Genomic DNA, 18,968 nt, shown 5'->3' on the forward strand with positions numbered 1-18,968 from the left:
GGTTTATGCGGCTTGCGCCGATCGTTTCTTGGAGGCGTGCGTCTTCAGACGGTCACGCCAGGATTTCGGCTTCTCGCCCTTGGCAAAGACCTCGCGGTAGCCCTGTGCGAATTGGCGAAAGGCGTCGGCGCCGTTGGAGGCGCGGTCGTGGCGCGGGTAGTCGGACCAGACGCCCAGACGGCTGTTCCACTCCTTGCGGTAGGCCTGGAGTGCGGCCAGCCCTTCTGAGCAACCTTTCTCGTCGAACCAGCAGTTCGGCAGCACGCCGCGCACCAGTTGGATGCCCGTGGTCACCGCCTGGATGCGGTCGACAATCTCGATGTTGGTCACACCAAGGTCGGCCAGGAGCTCCGAATAGCTCTTCGTGCTGTTGCCTTGGATCCGGCGCGCGGCGCCATCGTGGGGCAGGTAGTGGCGGCCCCAGACGTAGCCCATCTTCTGCATCTCGAGCACGAAATGGGATGGCGGCTCACCGCTCGCCTCGTAGTAGCGCAGCCAGTGATGACGGATGCCGACCTTCTGGTGGAACCAGATGGCCGTCTCGTCGTTGAGGCCGATGTCCCAGAAAGTGTCTACCGGGATGCCCGGCATGTGCGGCAGCGCCGTGATGCGGCCTTCCTTGCGTGCGGCGGCCATCTGCGCGGCGTAGTAGGTGCCCTCAGTGGACACTTGGAAGGCCTCGTCGGGGGTCGACGGGTACTCCTGCCACATCTTCTCCTCGGCGCCTGAGAAGTCGGCCTCGCGGGTGGCCACGTACCAGGCGCGCTGGTGCGCGTCGAGCGTGACGTCCATGTCCGCTTCGACCTTGTCGAAGTAGGCCTTGTCCTTGTCCGTGATGATGACGCCGGCCGGGTCCATGCGGTACTCGGGCGCCGAGTGCCAGGCGTAGAAGTGGAACCGGTAGTCGCGCTCGGTCAGTTCACGCTTGGATTGGTGCTGTGCCTGAGCCTTCTGCGACATCTTGTAGAAGTCGCCGTCGCGGCCCTCGGCGGTGCTCTCGATCACCAGCACGCCGGACTTTGGCACGGCCGGGATAGAGCCTGTGACGACCTCGGCCGCCTTGTCGGGGAACTTGGCGCAGATCTTCCCGAACTCGGACACATGCAGCCGGTGGATGGTCCCGGAGCGCATGGAGGTGGCCACGCGCACGCTGCTGTTGTTGTGCGCGAACTTCAGCTGGCTCTGGCTGTCGCGTGCCAGCGGGAAGCGCTCGCGGATTTCGGCGGGCAGGTTGTCGTAGCCGAACTTCACCTTGTCGGCAAAGATGGCCTCGGCCGCCTCACGGTCCTGCGCGATGATGCCGCAGCGCTGGTCGGCGTTGAACAGCGCGTGGTCGAGCCACAGAATGGCAACGAGGGTCGTGAAGCCCAGCTGGCGGGCCTTCAAGATCAGGTTTCGATGCCACAGGCGCTTGATGAACCTGCGCTGCGCCGCGTTGGGTTTGAAGGGCAGCACGAACGACTCGCCCTCTTCCACCACGCCGCGGGGCCCGACCTTGTCGTCGCCCTTGATCATGATTTTGTATAGGCAGCCCGAGAACAGGCGCCACTCCGGGTCGGCCAGGCAGCGCTTCAGCTCCTCCGCATCGGTCGGGAGGGGCAACAGGGGCGTGTCGCTGACGATCTTCGCCACCGTCAGTCCTCGTCGTGCTCAGGGTCGCGCGCAACGGGCTGGAAGGCGTTGCCGTTGCTGTTGGCGATGCCATGCAACAGCGAGGTGAGCGCATCGACCGGCGCGTTGTCCTTGTCGTCGAGGCCGAATGCCTGGCGCTCAAGGGCGATCAGCACGCGCAGGGACTCGCCCAGATCCTTCATGGTCTTGGCGCGCCCCGGCAGGCTGACAATCTTCTGGTAGAGGTCATTGAGCCGGTCCTGGCCCTTGTCGTCCTCCTTGCGCATGAGGTCGCCCAGCTGCGCCAGAAGGTCGGCGTTCTCGGGCCCGGCCTGCAGCTCCAGCTCGTCCATCAGCCGCATGACGATGGATCGGGAGCGCTGAACGTCGCGCCGCTGCCCCAGCTTCACCGTTGCAATCGCCTGCGCATTCGCGTCGATGGTCTCGCGCTCGGAAACAGCGCTGGCTTTGTTAACAGGGGCGTTAACGAGCGCCTTGTTAACTAGGTCATCCGCCTTGGCTTGGATCTTCGCGGTTAGGTCACGGACCCATCCCGCCCTCTTGGCGTGCTTGCTGATGGTGACGTGGGAGACACCGGAACCGTCAGCGATCTCGCGCAGGCTCTTGATGCCCGCACGGAAGTCCAGCTCGATGCGCTCCCAATCGGGGGCGATCTTGGCGGTGGGGGACGTCGCTGCTGTCATGGGCGGCGATGGTCGTCGCGCGCGCGCATATGGGAAACCTCTACTGGGGGTGGGCCGAACACTCGGCAAAATCAGCAGATGGTCAAACCCACTACTCCCCCCCTTTTTGGTCACATGACGCCGGCTCACTCCCCGTTCGACGATGTGCTCTCTGGCATCCAGGAGAACGAACACCGCAAGGCCAACCCTGTGATTCGGACGGCGGAAAACCTTAAGAAATACATCGAAGACTTCGAAGCCAGCTTGGATGCGGAGCATGAGGTCGCGCTGCGAATTGCGTCCTTCGGGGGTGTGGTCCAGTTCCACGCGGAGACCATTGGCTTCGCCAAGCCCGACCTGGTCACATTCATCGGTATCACCGACGAGGGGGAGCGTGTCCAGCTTGTGCAGCACTACACGCAGTTGAACTTCTTGCTGAAGGCCGCCAAGAAGCTTCAGCCACAAGCGCGCCGAATAGGCTTCCTGTAACGACGAACGGACCCCGAAAGGTCCGCTGCGGAGCGACAGTCAGCATCCAGTCGTTCAGTGGAAGCGCAGCCTAGTGTCACACCAACACGCGCCCGGTGCCTGCCCTTTGGGGGCAATCAAGCCGGTTTCGCCGGCGGAGCTACTGAGTATTGACGGTGGCCGGTGCTGATCTCCGGCATGCGGGCATTCCCATGTGTCAGCCGCCCGCAAGCAGCGTTGCATAGCCCACTGTTAGGTATCCGCGCATCAGCCTGCGCATTCACCATCGCGGCTGCTCACTCAAGCGAGAACACGCCCCACGCCTTTCAGCTAGTAGTTCCGCTGCCGGTCGCGCCGGCCCTTGGGTGAGCACCCGTGATGCGCCTCGCCGAAGCAAGGCCGTCGGGCGCTGCTGGCCGCGCCCCATGGGATCACTATCCCCGCCATTCCCCTTTCGCCAGACCGCAGGTTCACGGCCGATAAGTCCCGGCCCACGTCACCCTGGGCCGCCCGCTGGCGCGGGATATGGAAGGTCCGCTGGCGCCGCCTTGTCGGGCCATGTATCCGACCTGGGCGTGGAGGAGCGGCGCTGCGCTTGTCTTGCAAGAAGGTTGATGGAGAGGCCTGCTGCAGCTCCTTGGCCCGCCGCGCGTTGGCACGACAGCCGGGAATCGAACCCAGATCACCATCAAGGATGCGGCCTGTGCGCTCCGCCGGGAACCCCCAGCGGCAGGCTGCATGCTTGATGTGGCCGGTTGCCTCCGGCGCTGCTCTTGCGGCAGCGGCTTGCCAACAGGGAATCAGGTCAGATCGAAGGGCACATGCGCCAGCCGGGCGTCAGGTGCGGGCGCTCGCGCTTGGCGAGGCGGAGCACGAAGGCGCGGGCTTGGGTCAGCAGCACAGCGGGACGAGCGAAGCCGGCGCCGTCGATCCGGGCCGCCAGCTTGAGGCCGCCGGAAACGAGGTCACAGGCGACGCGGTAGACCGCGCGGGCGCCGGCGGCGACATAACCGAAGCCGATGGCGACGGCACTGGAGGCGGCGGCCAACGCGATGAGCGCGAAAGCGGCGATGCTGGAGCGGAAGGATTTCATGGGCGTCCTCAGGCGGTTGAAGTGCGAGAGCCCTCATCTTCTTGCCGCCCTGCCCAGGCTCCAATCCCTACTGGGGTGACTTCAACGTGCACGGCTTCTGGCACAAGCCCCAAAAGACGGCATCCTTATGATCCGCCAGCACAAACCCGGCCAGCAATTGACACATTCAGAAGCATTTAGGAGATACTGGCGCTACAACTCCGCCAGCACACAATGTTTTATCAAGTCCACATCGAAACAACCGAAAAGGTCGGCAAGTCCGGAAACTACCGCCAATACTATGAACTCGACAAAACCGATCTCGCGGAAATTGAAGAGCGCATTGTTGGTCCATATCTGCGCGGCGAGGAATTTCAGTTCGACGGCTACTTTCTCAACAAGAAAGAGATCAAGCGTCTCGCTGTGAAGACTACTGCACGAACCACGGCTGAGCTATCGAAGTACGAGAACGAGAACATGCCGCCAAACGTGATCATGTACGTATCGCCAAACGACATCCTCAGCTACAAGGACCATGCAAAGGACATCACGAATGAGGTTTTTGACCGAGTGAAGGCCGCCATCTCAAAGGGCTCGACCGCCAATGCACCGAGCACGAAAGGCGCGAAGGAGATGGATCGCTCGAAAGTCTTCATCGTACATGGCCGAGACGACCTGGCTAAAGTCTCAACAGCTCGCTTTATTGAAAAGCTCGGACTTTCCGCAATCATTTTGCATGAGCAGGTCAACGCTGGACAAACGATCATTGAGAAGATCGAGGAGCACACAAACGTTGGCTTTGCGATTGTGCTCTACACGCCTTGCGATACTGGCAGCCTCGCTGGCGAACCAGCCAAACCGCGTGCGCGGCAGAACGTTGTTTTTGAGCATGGCTATTTGATTGGAAAGCTCGGGCGTCGCAACGTCTGTGCTTTGGTAAAGAGCGGCGTCGAGATTCCCAATGACGTGACTGGGGTCGTCTATGTGCCCCTGGATGAGCACAGCGCGTGGCACCTCGCCATTGCCAAAGAACTCAGGAACTCGGGCTATGAGATCGACATGAATAAGGTGGTGTAAGGCTCAATCCCGAACACGCGCCGGAACGCCGAAATACTAGGCCACCGCTACCAAGCGGTAAACACTCGCCGAACCGCAACAGCTGCCGCGACAACCGCCAGCACCCATGGCAGCATCAGAGTGGTACCGCTCTTGGAGTAAACGAACACCGCAGCCTGGGTAAAGATCCAGGCGATCACCCTGCCAAGCCATCGAAGTTCGAACCCCAGCGGCTGGGCGCCGCCTCGCGAGGGGTGTTCGCCATGAATGGTTCGAATGAAAAACTGCACGTTGACCACCCCAGTCTTGAAGCGAGGGACACCGTATTCACCGTTGTTGACAGAGAACGACTCAAATCTGGCATCAGAGACGAAGACGCGGGTGATCTTTGCTTCCATGCGCTCGTCGCCAAAGTTTCGCTGCATCTCCTTCACAGCTGCTTGCGCAATCGTCTTAAACGCAGTCCCCATCACGGGCATTGGCATGCGGCCGGTTGAACGAACGAACATGCTGACCTCCCACTTCACCCACCATCGAAGCAGGGCACTGGAAAGGTCTTTCCGATCAGTTGCATAGACCAAAACAGCCTTTTTATGCTCTTCTGAAAATCGAAAGCGCAGCGCGAAGTAGACAAGCGCAAGAGCTGCAGCAAACCAGACACGCCACTCGAACGTCTTGACGGCTGGAGCGTAGCCGAGAAAGCGGTCACTGACCTTATCGAACGGAATGCCCAGCCACCACGCAAGTAGCACGACCACGCTTGCTACAACCAGGTTCCTCCGGACCTTGGAATCTTCGTCTTCCATCACTCGCTCCGATGTTCTATTGAAACATTCTCCAGCATCAGCACATCGATGCCATTCCCGCACCCACTGTCGAGCGCGCACGCCACCTCCACGGCTGCGCGCGCGTCGTGGCCCAGGTGCATGGCTGCCAGCGCGAAGTCCCGGCCGCTGCCCATCGCTCGCCGCCCCTCCTCGAACACCAAGGGGACCGGGGTGCGCTCGTACTGGCAGACGCTTCCGTCGACATGAATCACCAGGAAGTTGGCTGCGTTCTCGGTCTGCAGCTTAGGGAAGTCGGCAGGTACGGCGCCGGCGCGCAGCCATTCGACCAGCTGCACACCGACATCGAGGTCACCGGAGAAGGCGCAAAGGCCGCCCGGCCAGCGGTGGATCTTGGTGACCGTGCCGCCGGTGTAGCCCGCGTGCACGGCGCGCTTGTCTGCGGCGAGGGTCTTGCCGTCCCATGCGATCACGGTCACGCGGTCGCTCCCCAGCGCGCCATGTCGTCGTCGGCGGCCACCTCTGGCTCGGGCCATTCGGCGTATGGCTTCGGACGGTAGTTCCCCGGCGTGCCGGTCATGCAGTTCAGGGAGTAGCAAGCCTCAGCGCACTCCTCGGCCGCCTCGGGCGGGATGCCTTCGACGCGCTCGATGTACCGCGCCTTGACCTTTTCCAGCCACTCGGTGAGGTGCTTTTCCGCCTCGGCGCGCGCCGGCGCCATTGCCGCGTCACCCACGGCGCGCAGCAGGACGCCGACGGCAAAGCCGCTAGCGGTCAATTTCTTCTTGGGCATCATGGTTCTTGTCCTGGTGGTCAGTTGAAAGCGATTTCTTCTTGCTGCGGCACGCCCTGCAGCGCGCGGATGGCGTCGTCGCGCTCCCTCTCGCGCGCCGCGGCCGCTGTCTGGTTGCGGCGGACCTCGGCCAGGCCGTCGGCCAGTTCGCGGGCGTTCTGCAGGCTGGACATCTCGTTGGCCGTGCCGACCAGCAGGCTGGCCAAGGTCCGCGCCTCGCTTGGCGTCAGGTCAACGCAGAATTCGCCGACCTCGAACTTCCACATTCCGCTCGGCAGCCGGCCAAGGAAAACGGCCCGGGTCTCCGGCATTTCCTCGACAGGCTCGAACACGCCCGGCACGACGCGGCGCAGGCGGCCGTCTTCGAGCATGCGTTTGACGTGGTCATCGACCACGCTGTAGCTCTGGCCGGTCATTTCCTTGACGACCTGCCGCGTGGCGACTCGGCCAGCGTTGTGCAGGTCCAGGATCGTCTGGAAGATCTGCTCGCCGACGCCGCGGCGAATCGGCTGTGGTGGCTTGTGCGTCATTGGGCCCTTTTCTCGGTAGTGGGTTGGGTCTTGGCGAACTGGGCCACGAGGGCTTCGAAGTCGCTGGTGTTCACATGGCCGGTGCGCAGCTTCAGTTCGAGCTCGCACGCGGCGTTGATGAGGCTGCGGCGCTCGAATGTGGGGATCAGCCGCTCGGCGGCCAGCAGCCCGCTTTCGATGGAGGCGCGGCGCGCGGCCGGGATCTCTGCCTCGCCAGCCTGGTCATGCACGGCGTTGACGGCTCCGCGGATGATGCGCAGCTCGGGCTGGTCGGCGTCGACCTCTTCGGCGATGGCCGCGCCGAGAACGACGTAGAGCACCCGGCCGGCGCCATTGACCATGCGGTCGCTGTCATCGCCGATCAGGGCATGGATATGGGCGCTCACGGCGACGGCGCGCCAGTCGCGCTCGATCAGCGCGCGCTCAATGAGGCTCAGACCTGGGCGGCGGCGCATGGCTTCTCCCTGGCGAACCGGAATCCGACCTGCCCCGCCAGCCGCTCGAGGTGCCCGTGCTTCACCAGCGCCTGCACATGGTCATTGGCGGCGTTCGCGCTGGCATAGCCGAAGCGCCGCGCGATCACCGGGATGGTGGGCATGTTGTCGTTCGCAGCCTCGTACTCGCGCATGAAGTCGAGCACGGCAGCCTGCTTGGCGGTGAGGCGGCTCAAGCGGCCACCTCGCGGCGCTTTGCCGGCGCGTCGGCACCCGGCGGCGGCAGCTTCTTCAACCACGACTGCGCGAAGTCGGCAACGCCCCCGGGAACGTCCTTGCCGGGCTGCCCGCGCGCTGCAAACTCGGCATCGCAGCGCCAGATGCGCCCGAACTTCGAGTGCTCGCCGACGCATGCCACCACCTTGACGACCAGTCCCAAGTTGGGTGATTCCTTGCCCTTCAGGCCATCGATGACCTCGCACATGTCACCAGCCTTGATCGGTTCGTTCACAGCGTGTCTCCTTGCCCGATGGGCGCGATGTTCAAAAGCTGCAATGCGCGATCCAACATGTCCTGCTCGGTGAATCCGTAGTGCTTCGGGAAGCCCTTGGTTCCCAAGCCGTGCACGCCGCTGGCGCCTCGGTGGTGCTCGACGCACAGCGGCATCAGCGTCATCCAGTCGCCCTTCCCCCAGCCCTGGCCGGCGCGCAGGTGGTGGAGCTCTATATCGGGCGTGAAAACGTTCAGCGCCATCTGGCAGCACATGCAGCCGAGGCCTGCAAGCCGGGCTTTGTGCTGCTGCTCGGCCACGCCGCCGGCGCGGTGCGGGGTCTTGGGTGCCGATACGGGGATTTCCGTCACGGGCGCGGCGTAGGTGCCGCGGCATTCCACCTTGGCGTACAGCGGCTGGGCTTTGCGGACGTAGGGTTTGCGGGCGAAGGTCATTCATTGAACCCCTCAAGCACTGAATTCATCATGGCGTCAGCGCCTTCTTTCAAGTGCGGCCAGAGGTAGCGGGCGGCATGCGGCCCGCGCAGGAACTGGATGACCTGCAGGTGGAACTCGCGAAACTCGTTTTCGTCGGCCGCCGCGTAGGAGATGCTTTTCGGAATCGGCACCACGCCGCCGGATGGCCCTGCCGCCCACGTAACCCAGCCGGCACCGACCTTGATCCAGTAGAGGTATTGCTCAAAGACTTCGAAGCGCTCTTGAGCGTCGAACAGCGCCTGCTCGAGCGCGAAGTGCCGGCGATGGAACGGGCCGCTGCGCGCCAGGTGCGTTTGCAGGGCAAGCATCTCGCCCGGCTCCAGCCGGAGGATGCTGTTCCAGAGCCTGCGCCATTGGCGCTTGCCGCGTTCACCCAGGCCATCGATGATTCCAAAGATGACCCGGCGCGCAGCGTCTTTGTCAGCCTCGCTGATTTGGCTTTCGTGCTGGCGCACGAGGGTTATGTCGGTCAAGAGGTCACCTCCACTTCAACGGAATAGGTCTTCGGCGCGCCCTTGCGCTGGGCGTAGCGCCACTCGACACGAGCGCTGCCGTCGTCAATCTGCAGCCAGTCCGCGACTCCATCGCGCACGCTCTTGAGCGAGCCTTGCAGGTTGTCGCCATCCAGCGGGCGCGGCGCGATACGGGTGATCGTCACAACTGCGGTGGCGGGCGCGCGCGGCACGCAGGCGACGCGCAACGCGAGCGCGGCTTGGCTGCGGTGTAATTTCGCGCGCGCAGATTTCTTGCTCCAGTGCTCCCGCGCGTTGAGCGTGGAGATGGTCTTCACAGGCACAGCGACCTTCATGCCGCCCTCGCCTTCTCGATATTCGCCGAGCATTCCTTGACCTTCTCGTGCCACACCCGCCATTCGGTGCCAAAGGCTGCCTGCATGGCTTGCGTATATGCAGGCACCAAGGCGCCGGCCTCCCTCGACTGCCAGAACGGCAGGCCGTGGGCGAAAGCGCGGACGGTGCACGTCTTGCATGCCGCGTCGTACAGCGGGTAGTCGGGCTGCTTGATGGCAGCGGCGCAATTCAGGCACATGGCGCCTCCGCAAGCGCAAATTTCTGGTACTCGCCCGTTTTGGTGACCTTGACGACGCGGCCCTTCTCGATGTCGTTCTTCAGGTAGGCATAGATGTGCGAGGACTTGACGCCGGTGGCGGCACAGATCTCCGCACGTGTCATCGCCCCGTGGGCCAGCGCGGCGCGGATGCGTCCGCTGTTGCTCTCAGGCCGAAATGCGTTGCCGCACCCCGTGGCTGGGTTCTTCCTGCCGCGCAGAGTCTTGGGCGCGCCACGCCGGCCGGTCTCATCGGACTTGTGGCTCAGGCCGCGGAAGGAGCTGAAGTCCTTGCCTTCTTCCTTCCGGCGCCGATCCACGTTGGCGGTGCTCTTGGCGCTCAGGGCAGCAGAGCCAGTGAACTTCGCCCAGTCAAATGGGGCGTCCGTGAGGCCGATGCCGGGCCAGATGTCGTAGTTCATGCAGTCACCCCATAGTTCGATTCCTTGGCGTCGTAGCCGCCCAGCAGGTCGGCCGGCACGCGGACCGATCCAGCGCGGTCGCCGAGGTAAGCGAGCGCCCAGTTGATGTGCGCGCCGGTCACCGAGGCGCCGCGCTGCGCCTGGTCGAGGATGTCGTGAGCCTTCTGTGCCCACTGGTCGAGGGATTCGCGGGCGCGGATCATGCGCAACTCCTTGCAAATGTTCGATCGAGGATCAGCAGCGCGCCGGCCTCGTCGCCACCGGCACAGCCGATGGCATTGGCGATCGCCAGCTTCAATCCGTCCAAACCGGCGGGCAGCGGCCTTTCGCCGGTGGCGCGGCCGCGCGCGCGCTCCGCATGCTTCTCGTTGATCGCGCGCGCTTGGCGGGCGTACTGGCTGCGCAAGGCGCTGCTCATGCCGATGGCGTTCGCAGGCTGGTAGGTCTCGCGCGGCGCGCACGCGGCGCACAGGGCCAGGAACTGGGGCAGACTCGGCGGGAACTCGGGATGACGCTCCTGGCACTGGTCGAGCGCCCGCACCACCGTCGACTCTTCGAAGCAGCGCAGCCCGAACGCCCAAACTGTGCGCGCGCTGGCCACGCCCTTGTCGCGGCCGGCGGAATCGGTGACGCCCGAAGCAAACTTGCTCAGGAACAGGTTGCCGTAGTAGCCGTGCAGCACCTTGAACACGTTGTTCACGATGCCCTCGTCGGGCTGCGGCTGGGCCGAGGCGAACTGCTCGGCGTTCACGGCAATCGGCTTAAGCATTGAAGACTCCCGGTTGGTCCATGTCGAAGATCGCGGCGGCTGCCGCGGAATGCTTGTGCGGCGCGCCAGGAGCGCGCTGTGCGAATGGGGTGAAGGTCCAGTCCGACCGGAAGTGCTCGTCGGGGCCGAAGAAGGTGGCGGGCTGCTTGATAAACCGCGGCTCGGTCTTCGATGCAGCACAGAACGCCGCGTAGCGCTGTACGCCGGCGAGCATCTCGTCAGCCGAGGCGCCGGCCTTGCGCCGTGCGCGCCACGCCTTCAGCGAGCCTGCCTTCGACGCGCCAGGCCGCTTCGGGTACGCCTGCCACGCCAGTTCAAATTCGGCGGTGTCTTCTGAACGTAGTGAAGAAGACTCTTCTCTCTTATCTAGACCGCTTTTCGTCCGCTTTGTGTCCGCATCTGACGCGGACAAACTTCCGCTGCCATGCGGACCAGGTTCCTCTGCGCGCTCCTTGCGCTTGCGCTTCGTTTCCTGGGCTCTACGCTTGGCAGACTGGCCGTTGTGCTCATCAAACTCGGGGGCGAAAAGGCCGTATTCGGCGTCGTATTCGAGCCAGCCGATGTCCTGCATGGCATCAGCGAACCCGGGCCAAGCGATCTCCTCGTCCAGCGCTTTCGGGTTGTATCCCTCCAGCAAGCCGTCTTCTGTCTGCTCGTCGAACAGGCTCCAGACCGCATGCAGTCCGCCGATGATCCGAAATTTGTCCGCATCCAATGCGGACGCCATCCGGACAACTTTCGGATGGCGGCGCAGATCGGCGCGCATCTTGATCCAGTCGCCGGCCACTAGACGATCTCCCAATGCACGACGGGATGACTGTGTGTCTTGACGCTCTGCGCCCGCACGTAGCCGCCAAACTCGATCAGGCCGAGGTTCTTGGCCATCGTGGTCAGCGCGCCCCAGCACTTGTGCGAGTCGGGCTGGCGCTGGGCGACATGGCGGAACTCCTCCATCGTCATGTGCGTGGCGCCCTGCTGCTTGCGCAACTCCAGCCAGGCCTTGAGCTCGGTGATGGCGTGCTGGGTCCATGCGACGTTGACGTCGAGGGTCAACTGTTGGCCGGCGGCCTTGGCCGCCGATGAGAGAGAGGCGTTGAGGGTCATGCGGCCTCCGCGAACAAGCCCTGCGCCTGTTCCTTCGTGGCGGCGGCCAGGTTGCCCACGGACTGGTCGAAGTAGCTTTTCTTCAGTTCGGCACCGACGAAGCGGCGCCCCATCTCCAAGGCCACGAACCCTTCGGAGCCGATGCCCATGAACGGGCTGAGCACAACGTCGCCTGGGTTGGTCCACAGCATCACGCCGCGGCGGATTACTTCCAACTGCAGCGGGCAAATGTGGCGCTCGTCGTCGTGCTCGCGCGCCGACCGGAACTGCAGCGTGTCCGATGGGTTGATATCCATCCACACCGGGCTGGCGACCTGCTGCCAGAGCGACACAGGAAATTCCTCGGCGGTGTGCGTGACGTGCTCCGACTCGCCGGGCGCGCGAACAGTGATCAGGTAGTCCGGGATGCCCATGCGGGTCATTTCCGAGCGCTCGCGGATGCTCTTGTGCAGCAGGCCCAGCGCCTTGGTGCGCGTCATCGCCGTCACGGGGTCTTTCCAGATGGTGACCTTGGCATGGAAGATGAAGCCGTGGCGCTGGAAGGCACGTAGCAGGTCGCCCGGGAAATCCTTGAGGCCTATCACGCCGTCTCGCTCCTTGCTGCTCGGCATGTCCATGCAGTGGAACGACACGTTGCGTCCAGGCTTCATGACGCGGCGCAACTCGGCGATCAGGAAGTCGAAGTGCTCGAAGAACTCGGCATCGCTCCGAACGTTGCCCATGTCGCGCGGGCTGTTCGAATAGGTGTAGAGCGACGCAAACGGCGGGCTGAAGATCGAGTAGCCGACGCTGTGGTCGGGCAGCCCCCTGAGCACCTCAACGCAGTCGCCGTGATATGCGGCGTAGCGGTCGGTGACGACTTGATCGATGCAGTTCATGCAGCCTCCAGAAAGGATGGAACGGCGACGGGAAGCGCCGCCGCATGGGTGTTGGTGTTGCGCACAGAGCCCGTGACTTCGGCCATGACGGCTTCGCAGGTCTCGGCGCTGAGCGAATCGGCCATGAGCCCGGCTTCGCGTTCCTTGCGCTTCAGATTTGTGACGACTGCGCCTTCGGCCTTGCTGGCAAAGATGTGCACATGCACGTCCTTGGTCTGGCCGAAGCGCCAGCACCGGCGCACGGCTTGGTAATAGGCCTCGTAGCTGTCGGTGACGCCGACAAAGGCCATGCGGCGCGCGTGTTGCCAGTTCAGGCCCCAGCCGCAGATCGATGGTTTGCTGACCAGCACGCGAATGCGGCCCTCTGCGAAGTCGATCAGGCGCCGCTCTTTGGTGTCGACGTCATCGGCGCCGGAGATCTGCACCGCTCCGTCGATGGCGCGAGTGAGTGCATCACCCTCCGCATTCAGATCGCACCACACGACCCACGGCTCCGCGCCGTCGGCATTCACCATGGCGGCGCATTCGCGCACGCGGTCTTCGAGGGAGGCTTTGCGGGCTTCCCGACGCTCACTCAGGGTCTGCGCCTCCGCGGCGAACAGCATGCCGTTCAGCGGCATCTCGAAGTCGACGTGATGCTGGTGGAGATGCAACGGCGGGAGGTTGTAGGCGCCGTCATCGAATCCCAAGTTCGAAGGCTTGCGGATCATTGCGCCCCAGGTTGCGACCCAGCGCCAGAAGATCGAGCGAGCATGCCCCTTGAGACGCCAGACGCTGGTGTCGCCGCCGTCGTGCGTGAAGAACTCGGCCAGCATCTCCGCGCGGGTGCAGATGCCAAGGAACTCCGCATGGGTGCCCAGTTCTGTCCAGTCGTTCGGCGCTGGGGTCGCGGTGGCCGGCAGTTTGAAGGGCGTGTCGTGGTATGCGGCCGTCAGCGCTTGGAAGGTCTTCGTGTCGTGGTGCTTGATGCATCCGGACTCATCGAGGACCACGCCGCCGAAGATCGAGGCATCGAATTTGTGAAGGCGCTCGTAGTTCGCGATGTTGATGCCGTCGGTCAGGTCCGATGCTTCCCGGCACACGGTGGCGCGCACGCCGATCTTTGCCGCTTCGACTGCAAGCTGCGCCGCGACGGCAAGCGGCGTGTGGATCATGAGCGGCATGCCCGTGTAGCGGTTCACGGCATCGGCCCATGCCAGTTCCATGCGCATCTTGCCCAGCCCGGTGTCTGCAAAGATCGCGGCGCGACCGCGGCGGGCGGCCCAGCGGGTCAGCGCTTCCTGGAATCCGAAAAGGGACTCGGGCAGCGCCAGGTCACCGACGATGCCGGTGGACGGCACCGTGCCGAGCTTCGACGAGACGAAGTCGGCGTAGTTCATCCGATGCTCCCCATGCGCAACGCGAAGTTGCGGTCGGCGTCGCGCAGCCCCTGCTCGCGGCCGGTCAGCGTGATGTGGGCCGGCTTGCTGGTGGGCTTGCGCTTCGGCGCCGGGAACTGGGACGCGAGCACGCTGGGCTGATCGCGCCAGAAGAACGCGCTGTTTCGCGAGGCCGGGAGGTGTCCGGGCAGCAGGCCGGCGGTGTCGTCCATGCCGTCCACCATGTCTTGGTTGAGTGCGGGGATCATTCGGGAACCCCGTTCCACTCGCGGCCGTCGAGCAGGCGGCCGGCGGCTTTCTTGCCTGTGCGGCGTACTTCCACGACGCCGGCAGGGATGCCGTCCGGTCCCCAGGTTCCACGTCCCGGGTGTGCAGGCAGGTGCCACCATGGCTCCCCCTTCTCTCGCATGTCTGCGCCGCGCGAGAGGGCGCATTCACCGCCATTGCGATCGATGCAGCAGAGGTGGGACGACGCTCCGTTGGGGTCCACATCGTGGGCCGTCCATTCCCCCCACTGCTTGAACAGGAAGGGCACTCCGGCCTCCTGACATTGATCGCGCAGGCTGCGTGCCCAGTCGGGATGCATTGGCCGCGCGCGGGCGCCGCTCTCGCCACCGACGATCACCCAGTCAATGCCGCGCATGCCGTCTAGGTGGTGTTCGCATCCGTTCTCGCGGTGCATGCGCGGACGGTCGACCCATGTGGCCCAGCGGAACGACACCGGCCCCAGCAGCGGCTCCATGCTTAGAAATCGCTTCGCAGCCGACACGGCCTGCAACTTGGGAATGTCACGATCGGCCTCGGCTTGGTTGACGACGGTGGCGCCGATCCAGACGTGTGGATACAAGCGCTCGAAGTCGAACGGCACCGGCAGCATGTTTCCCACATTGCCGATGCGCTTTGTGAGCAGCAGCCAGTCGAGATTCGGTGTGGCAGCGATCAGTTCGAAGAGGTCGGCGCGCCACTGCGGGTCCACAGCGTTGTCGAACACGTCGGCCAGGCTGGCGCAGAACACGCGCTGTCGGCGCCCGTGCTGAATCATGAAGACGTCGGCTTGGGCATTCCAGCGCTTCGGCAGATTCCAGTTCGATTCACTGGTGCGGCGGCGCGGCGCACCCGGACCCCAGTTGATCGCCTGCCCGCCACCGAAACGAGCATTGCGCGACTCCGCATAGCAGTGGTCGCAGCCAGGTCCGACCTTCTGGCAGCCCTCCCACGGATTGAATGTGTGGTCGGTCCATTCGATCTTGCTGTCGGCTGCCATCACGCCCCCCCCAGCGTTTCCAGCCTGCGCATCGCGCTGGCCAGCTGGTTGCGGATCTCCTGCACCTCGTGCGCGTTCTTGGGTCGCGCGTCGGGCGCCAGGAACTTCTCGACCAGGTACATGATGGGCGTGTTGTCGCCCGTCTTCTCGATGTAGCGCTCGAGGCTGTCGACGCTGAACTTGCGCGAGGGGTCGTCGCTGATCTGCACCGACAGATTGCCGGGCGCGACATCCAGATCGATCGCCACGCGGCCGAGACCGCGCTGGTAGACGCCAGCGCCGACGCACTCTCGCAATGAGCGGAAGCGCTCCAACAGACCGGGGACGAAGTCCAGCGTGAGCTGTTCCTTCGTGCCGTTCTGAGAACTAGTGATAACGGGTGAGACCATGCTGTTTCTCTGCTTCTCAGTGCTTATCAATGGGGGGCAAAACAATGGCGGCATGCAACACGTACATGCCGCCGCTCTACTAGGGCTTGCCGATCTCTTGGCTCGACGCGCCTGGAATGAGGCTCAAGACCAGAAACACGACCAGGTACCAGCCGCAGATCACCTCAAGGGCGAAGGTCAGGGGTGTGAGGTCGGGCATGGGTCAGGCTCGCGTGAGGCAGCCGCCGAGGCCGACCAGCATCAGCACGACGCCGCAGGCGGCCACGTGTCGGTCAACGCTGCAGAAGCCGGCGAGCGCAGTTGCGGCGCCAGCCGTGAAGATGAGGAAGCCAAGGGCGCGGGGCATGACTCAGGCCGCCTTGGCTTCGGCCAGTTCGGGCCAGATGCCCGCATAGGTCTTCTGGCACAGCTGTTGCCGCGTCAGCTCGCCCTTGCTGTCTTTTTCAGCCTTGACGGCCGCGGTGGGATTCATGTCCCGGCGACCGGTCAGGCACTGGTAGAGGTATTGCTCGTCGATGCCCGTCATGGCGGACAGTCGCTTGCGCTCGTCGGGGGTGAATTGCTTAGCCATCGCCTCATCTTAGCGAATCGCTAGATCATGTCAATCGATTCGCTAGAGACGAGTTCTAGCGCCGTGCTAGAAATGCGGCCTATGGACGAACAAGACCACGACAGCCACCGGACGAGGCGCCTTCGCATGCTTGCAAACGTGGTCGAGGGCGGAATTCGGGCGATCGGCGACGAGGCCAAGGTCAACTGGCAGACGCTGGATCAGGTACTCAAAGGCACCCTGTTGCCACCTCGGGCCGATGGTTCAAGAAGTCCGCGCCGGCTTGGCCATGAAGCGGCCATGAAGATCGAGGACGCTCTTGAGTTGGGCCGGGGATGGTTCGATTCCAATTCCGCGATTCCGTCTCACCTGAACCCTGGAAACATCGCGCTGAAGAAGCTTGGCGCTGGCACGCCCATCGTTCCAGGCGAAAAAGTCAGCCTGGCCTCGCTCAGGGGTGCCGAGTTGGTTGAGCAAGACACCACTATCGAGCAGTTCGACACCGGGGGCGCGATGGGCAGCGGACTAGTTCTTCACGATCAGCCTGGCGTCATTCGTAAGTGGGTGGTGAGCCCAGAGTGGGTGCAGCAGAACGTGCACCGCATCACAAGCCCGAAGAATTTGGCAATCGTTACTGGCTTCGGCGATTCAATGCGCCCGCTCTACAACCCCGGCGACCCGCTCCTTATCGATCGCGGGATCGACCGGGCCGACATCGATGGGATCTACTTCTTTCGAGTCGGCGACGAAGGCTTTGTGAAGAGGTTGCAGCGGATTCCGACCCTGCAAGGGGTGATCATTCGAGCAAAATCTGAAAACTTGCGATATGACCCGTTCGACATTGTCGATGGCATGGACTTTCAGGTGTTCGGCCGCGTGGTGAAGGCTTGGCGGGGCGAGGACTTCTGATGCGCGCGATGGCGGCGCTGATTTTTGCGGCCTGTGCGGCATTTGGAGCTCACGCCCAAGACTGCCAGCGCGCCACGCGCAACTACGAGGTGTCGCGAAACTCGCTGAGACCGGACCAGGGCATGGTCGACAGGGCTTGGCAGGAGATGCAGGCAGCTTGCGGTGCAGCGCCGGCCGCCCAGCGGTACGAGCCAGCGCAGCCTGTGCACCGAGGGCCTGGCCAGTTCGTGAACTGCGACCAAGCCGGCTGCTGGGGTGCCCAAAATGGTGTTCGCTACAACTTCGTCGCTGGCGGCAACCTGCAGGGGACGGATGGTACGTTCTGCGCGCGCGGCGCGGGCAACACGTTCAGCTGCAACTAACAAAACTTCGAGGTTGGCAGAAATGCAGGCCAATTCGTTTAGAGGCATTCCAACACGAGAGCTCGGCATATGAACCTATCCGAAATATCGGCCTACTACAAAGATTCCGAAACGGATGTTTTTGGCTATGTAGGTCGTATTGAGAAGTCTGGGTATGACAGGGTTTGCGATGCGATTGAGGCACGAGGCACGAAACGAAAGAAGAGCATTCTTTTTCTGTGTACAGGAGGCGGCAACCCCAATACAGGGTACCGAATCGCGCGCGCATTTACACATCACTACGGCTCTGAAAATTTTACCGTCGCAATCCCCGCCGAGTGCAAAAGTGCGGGAACTCTGGTCTGTATCGGCGCGTCCCGCCTGATTATGTTTGACAAAGGGGAGCTAGGGCCACTTGATGTCCAATTTCAGAAAAAAGATGAAATTTTTCAACAGACTTCGGGCCTCGATATTCTTAGGGGCATGACGTATTTGAAAAGCGATGCACTTGCGACCTTCAATCAGTATCTCCTAGATATCAATTCATCTAGCGGGCTAAGCACGAAAGTAGCGTCTGAATTGGCTGGAGATTTGGTTCGTGGGATTTATGAACCAATGTACGCCCAAATTGACCCCGTCCGCTTGGGCGAAATGAATGCGGCATTGCAGATTGCACACGAGTATGGAACTCGCCTCAATGACAAGTCGAAAAATCTTAAGCCAGACGCACTTGGGAAACTAATCAATAATTATCCTGCCCACGGATTTGTAATTGACCGCGCTGAAGCTAGAACGCTATTTGAAAGAGTTGAACGCAACGATCACCCAGCTATGCTGGAGATGCGTGATTTCGTGGTCAACGCGATGTGGCGAGGAGGTCGGCAGAACGACCCCTACGTGCTAGACTTAGTCGCCTTCATTGAGGCAATCGCACCAAAGGAATCTCCAGATGCACAGCCCGAAACTGCTGGAGCAATTCAGCCTGAAGCGGCACACTCCAACACCGCCGAGCCACAAGGAGCAGGCGGACAGCCTCCGTCAGGCGATGGCGAAGAACAACCACTTAGCTGAAGCCGGCGCTGCGTTTGCCCGTCAAATTCAAGAGCGTCAGGCGCAAAAAAAGTAAGCCCAACAACTTCAACCGAGCCCGCCATGTGCGGGCTTTTTCATGAGCGACTGGTAAGAATCGCCGCCACGACGGCCAGCGCATGCTCAGCTGATTGGGCCGCCTTCACAGAGCACGCCAGCATCAGGTTCAGCGGCAGGTCGAAGTCCTCCACGGTCAGGCCGTCCGCATCGCGCAGCGCACCATCTACGCGCTCGACGGGCCCGCGCTTGCGCACCTGATCAACATAGAGGCCGCTCCCTATGTGGCGCGCCATAAAGCCCCTGACCAAGCCCGCCGCGCGCGGGCTTTTTCACGTCCGCGTGTAGCTACAAGCGTGCTCCCAAAAATATTTCTAGCGAATCGCTTGCATA

31 protein-coding genes are annotated in these 18,968 nt (G+C 63.0%); 4 read left to right on the forward strand and 27 right to left on the reverse strand.

The genetic code is table 11. From position 1 onward, the window contains the following. Positions 1–3: 3 nt before the first annotated feature. Together C4F17_RS12265 and C4F17_RS12270 are read right to left on the reverse strand one after the other, a co-directional pair. On the reverse strand, positions 4–1,632 hold the full coding sequence (locus C4F17_RS12265; RefSeq protein WP_199851945.1) for a terminase: 1,629 nt from the start codon (positions 1,630–1,632) through the stop codon (positions 4–6). Positions 1,633–1,634: 2 nt separating this feature from the next. After that, positions 1,635–2,315: a hypothetical protein gene (locus C4F17_RS12270; protein ID WP_106935413.1), complete on the reverse strand. Its 681-nt coding sequence runs from the start codon at positions 2,313–2,315 to the stop codon at positions 1,635–1,637. Between the two features lie 78 nt (positions 2,316–2,393). Here C4F17_RS12270 and C4F17_RS12275 point away from each other — a divergent pair, with 78 nt between their 5' ends. Next, positions 2,394–2,783 carry a DUF6173 family protein gene (locus C4F17_RS12275; protein ID WP_159053638.1) on the forward strand — a complete coding sequence of 130 codons (390 nt, stop codon included), beginning with the start codon at positions 2,394–2,396 and terminating at the stop codon, positions 2,781–2,783. Between the two features lie 784 nt (positions 2,784–3,567). Here the strand turns inward: C4F17_RS12275 and C4F17_RS12280 are convergent. After that, the gene (locus C4F17_RS12280; protein WP_106935415.1) at positions 3,568–3,855 is read right to left on the reverse strand and encodes a hypothetical protein; all 288 of its coding nucleotides are present in this window, start codon (positions 3,853–3,855) and stop codon (positions 3,568–3,570) included. A gap of 213 nt (positions 3,856–4,068) precedes the next feature. Here C4F17_RS12280 and C4F17_RS12285 point away from each other — a divergent pair, with 213 nt between their 5' ends. After that, positions 4,069–4,911 carry a TIR domain-containing protein gene (locus tag C4F17_RS12285; protein ID WP_106935416.1) on the forward strand — a complete coding sequence of 281 codons (843 nt, stop codon included), beginning with the start codon at positions 4,069–4,071 and terminating at the stop codon, positions 4,909–4,911. A 47-nt stretch (positions 4,912–4,958) separates the two neighbouring features. On the opposite strand, the gene C4F17_RS12290 is transcribed toward C4F17_RS12285, so the two are convergent. The 23 genes from C4F17_RS12290 to C4F17_RS12390 all read right to left on the reverse strand — a co-directional run bounded on the left by C4F17_RS12290 (position 4,959) and on the right by C4F17_RS12390 (position 16,260). Beyond that, on the reverse strand, positions 4,959–5,696 hold the full coding sequence (locus C4F17_RS12290) for a hypothetical protein (RefSeq protein ID WP_106935417.1): 738 nt from the start codon (positions 5,694–5,696) through the stop codon (positions 4,959–4,961). Then, positions 5,696–6,154: a hypothetical protein gene (locus C4F17_RS12295; RefSeq protein WP_106935418.1), complete on the reverse strand. Its 459-nt coding sequence runs from the start codon at positions 6,152–6,154 to the stop codon at positions 5,696–5,698. The genes C4F17_RS12290 and C4F17_RS12295 overlap by 1 nt, the downstream gene beginning before the upstream one ends. Beyond that, complete coding sequence (locus tag C4F17_RS12300; protein WP_106935419.1) at positions 6,151–6,471, reverse strand: hypothetical protein; 321 nt, start codon at positions 6,469–6,471, stop codon at positions 6,151–6,153. Before C4F17_RS12300 ends, C4F17_RS12295 begins: the two co-directional genes overlap by 4 nt. A gap of 17 nt (positions 6,472–6,488) precedes the next feature. After that, positions 6,489–6,998 carry a hypothetical protein gene (locus C4F17_RS12305; RefSeq protein WP_106935420.1) on the reverse strand — a complete coding sequence of 170 codons (510 nt, stop codon included), beginning with the start codon at positions 6,996–6,998 and terminating at the stop codon, positions 6,489–6,491. Further along, the gene (locus C4F17_RS12310) at positions 6,995–7,453 is read right to left on the reverse strand and encodes a hypothetical protein (protein WP_106935421.1); all 459 of its coding nucleotides are present in this window, start codon (positions 7,451–7,453) and stop codon (positions 6,995–6,997) included. Before C4F17_RS12310 ends, C4F17_RS12305 begins: the two co-directional genes overlap by 4 nt. After that, entirely contained in the window at positions 7,432–7,668 is a 237-nt protein-coding gene (locus C4F17_RS32750; RefSeq protein ID WP_159053639.1) for a LexA family protein, read from the reverse strand. Before C4F17_RS32750 ends, C4F17_RS12310 begins: the two co-directional genes overlap by 22 nt. Beyond that, complete coding sequence (locus tag C4F17_RS32755) at positions 7,665–7,943, reverse strand: hypothetical protein (RefSeq protein WP_159053640.1); 279 nt, start codon at positions 7,941–7,943, stop codon at positions 7,665–7,667. Before C4F17_RS32755 ends, C4F17_RS32750 begins: the two co-directional genes overlap by 4 nt. Beyond that, complete coding sequence (locus C4F17_RS12320; RefSeq protein ID WP_106935423.1) at positions 7,940–8,377, reverse strand: Ref family recombination enhancement nuclease; 438 nt, start codon at positions 8,375–8,377, stop codon at positions 7,940–7,942. Before C4F17_RS12320 ends, C4F17_RS32755 begins: the two co-directional genes overlap by 4 nt. Then, the gene (locus C4F17_RS12325) at positions 8,374–8,892 is read right to left on the reverse strand and encodes a DUF1367 family protein (RefSeq protein ID WP_106935424.1); all 519 of its coding nucleotides are present in this window, start codon (positions 8,890–8,892) and stop codon (positions 8,374–8,376) included. Before C4F17_RS12325 ends, C4F17_RS12320 begins: the two co-directional genes overlap by 4 nt. Beyond that, on the reverse strand, positions 8,889–9,260 hold the full coding sequence (locus C4F17_RS12330) for a hypothetical protein (RefSeq protein ID WP_159053641.1): 372 nt from the start codon (positions 9,258–9,260) through the stop codon (positions 8,889–8,891). The genes C4F17_RS12325 and C4F17_RS12330 overlap by 4 nt, the downstream gene beginning before the upstream one ends. After that, positions 9,224–9,466, reverse strand: a complete 243-nt coding sequence (locus tag C4F17_RS12335) for a hypothetical protein (RefSeq protein WP_106935426.1) — start codon at positions 9,464–9,466, stop codon at positions 9,224–9,226. The genes C4F17_RS12330 and C4F17_RS12335 overlap by 37 nt, the downstream gene beginning before the upstream one ends. After that, the gene (locus C4F17_RS12340; RefSeq protein WP_106935427.1) at positions 9,457–9,906 is read right to left on the reverse strand and encodes a hypothetical protein; all 450 of its coding nucleotides are present in this window, start codon (positions 9,904–9,906) and stop codon (positions 9,457–9,459) included. The genes C4F17_RS12335 and C4F17_RS12340 overlap by 10 nt, the downstream gene beginning before the upstream one ends. After that, positions 9,903–10,109, reverse strand: a complete 207-nt coding sequence (locus C4F17_RS12345) for a hypothetical protein (protein ID WP_106935428.1) — start codon at positions 10,107–10,109, stop codon at positions 9,903–9,905. The genes C4F17_RS12340 and C4F17_RS12345 overlap by 4 nt, the downstream gene beginning before the upstream one ends. After that, positions 10,106–10,675, reverse strand: a complete 570-nt coding sequence (locus C4F17_RS12350) for a hypothetical protein (protein ID WP_159053642.1) — start codon at positions 10,673–10,675, stop codon at positions 10,106–10,108. The genes C4F17_RS12345 and C4F17_RS12350 overlap by 4 nt, the downstream gene beginning before the upstream one ends. Next, entirely contained in the window at positions 10,668–11,462 is a 795-nt protein-coding gene (locus C4F17_RS12355) for a Pyocin large subunit-like protein (protein ID WP_106935430.1), read from the reverse strand. Before C4F17_RS12355 ends, C4F17_RS12350 begins: the two co-directional genes overlap by 8 nt. Then, entirely contained in the window at positions 11,462–11,779 is a 318-nt protein-coding gene (locus C4F17_RS12360) for a hypothetical protein (protein ID WP_106935431.1), read from the reverse strand. The genes C4F17_RS12355 and C4F17_RS12360 overlap by 1 nt, the downstream gene beginning before the upstream one ends. Beyond that, a complete protein-coding gene (locus tag C4F17_RS12365; RefSeq protein WP_106935432.1) occupies positions 11,776–12,657 on the reverse strand; it encodes a DNA-methyltransferase in 882 nt (293 codons plus the stop codon). Before C4F17_RS12365 ends, C4F17_RS12360 begins: the two co-directional genes overlap by 4 nt. Further along, entirely contained in the window at positions 12,654–14,036 is a 1,383-nt protein-coding gene (locus tag C4F17_RS12370; protein ID WP_106935433.1) for a helicase-related protein, read from the reverse strand. Before C4F17_RS12370 ends, C4F17_RS12365 begins: the two co-directional genes overlap by 4 nt. Beyond that, positions 14,033–14,284, reverse strand: a complete 252-nt coding sequence (locus C4F17_RS12375; protein WP_106935434.1) for a hypothetical protein — start codon at positions 14,282–14,284, stop codon at positions 14,033–14,035. The genes C4F17_RS12370 and C4F17_RS12375 overlap by 4 nt, the downstream gene beginning before the upstream one ends. Next, complete coding sequence (locus C4F17_RS12380) at positions 14,281–15,300, reverse strand: phage Gp37/Gp68 family protein (RefSeq protein ID WP_106935435.1); 1,020 nt, start codon at positions 15,298–15,300, stop codon at positions 14,281–14,283. Before C4F17_RS12380 ends, C4F17_RS12375 begins: the two co-directional genes overlap by 4 nt. Continuing rightward, a complete protein-coding gene (locus C4F17_RS12385) occupies positions 15,300–15,689 on the reverse strand; it encodes a hypothetical protein (RefSeq protein ID WP_106935436.1) in 390 nt (129 codons plus the stop codon). The genes C4F17_RS12380 and C4F17_RS12385 overlap by 1 nt, the downstream gene beginning before the upstream one ends. 202 nt (positions 15,690–15,891) lie before the next feature. Then, a complete protein-coding gene (locus C4F17_RS32760; protein ID WP_159053643.1) occupies positions 15,892–16,035 on the reverse strand; it encodes a hypothetical protein in 144 nt (47 codons plus the stop codon). A 3-nt stretch (positions 16,036–16,038) separates the two neighbouring features. Further along, complete coding sequence (locus C4F17_RS12390) at positions 16,039–16,260, reverse strand: hypothetical protein (protein WP_106935437.1); 222 nt, start codon at positions 16,258–16,260, stop codon at positions 16,039–16,041. A gap of 81 nt (positions 16,261–16,341) precedes the next feature. Between C4F17_RS12390 and C4F17_RS12395 the strand changes: the two genes are divergently transcribed. Together C4F17_RS12395 and C4F17_RS12405 are read left to right on the forward strand one after the other, a co-directional pair. Then, positions 16,342–17,148, forward strand: a complete 807-nt coding sequence (locus tag C4F17_RS12395; RefSeq protein WP_234382781.1) for a S24 family peptidase — start codon at positions 16,342–16,344, stop codon at positions 17,146–17,148. A 431-nt stretch (positions 17,149–17,579) separates the two neighbouring features. After that, positions 17,580–18,560, forward strand: a complete 981-nt coding sequence (locus C4F17_RS12405; RefSeq protein ID WP_106935439.1) for an SDH family Clp fold serine proteinase — start codon at positions 17,580–17,582, stop codon at positions 18,558–18,560. A gap of 95 nt (positions 18,561–18,655) precedes the next feature. Here the strand turns inward: C4F17_RS12405 and C4F17_RS33405 are convergent, their stop codons facing one another. Then, complete coding sequence (locus tag C4F17_RS33405) at positions 18,656–18,871, reverse strand: hypothetical protein (protein WP_106935440.1); 216 nt, start codon at positions 18,869–18,871, stop codon at positions 18,656–18,658. Positions 18,872–18,968: the final 97 nt, after the last annotated feature.

Origin of the sequence: Variovorax sp. PMC12 (assembly GCF_003019815.1) — a bacterium.
Taxonomy (GTDB): domain Bacteria; phylum Pseudomonadota; class Gammaproteobacteria; order Burkholderiales; family Burkholderiaceae_C; genus Variovorax.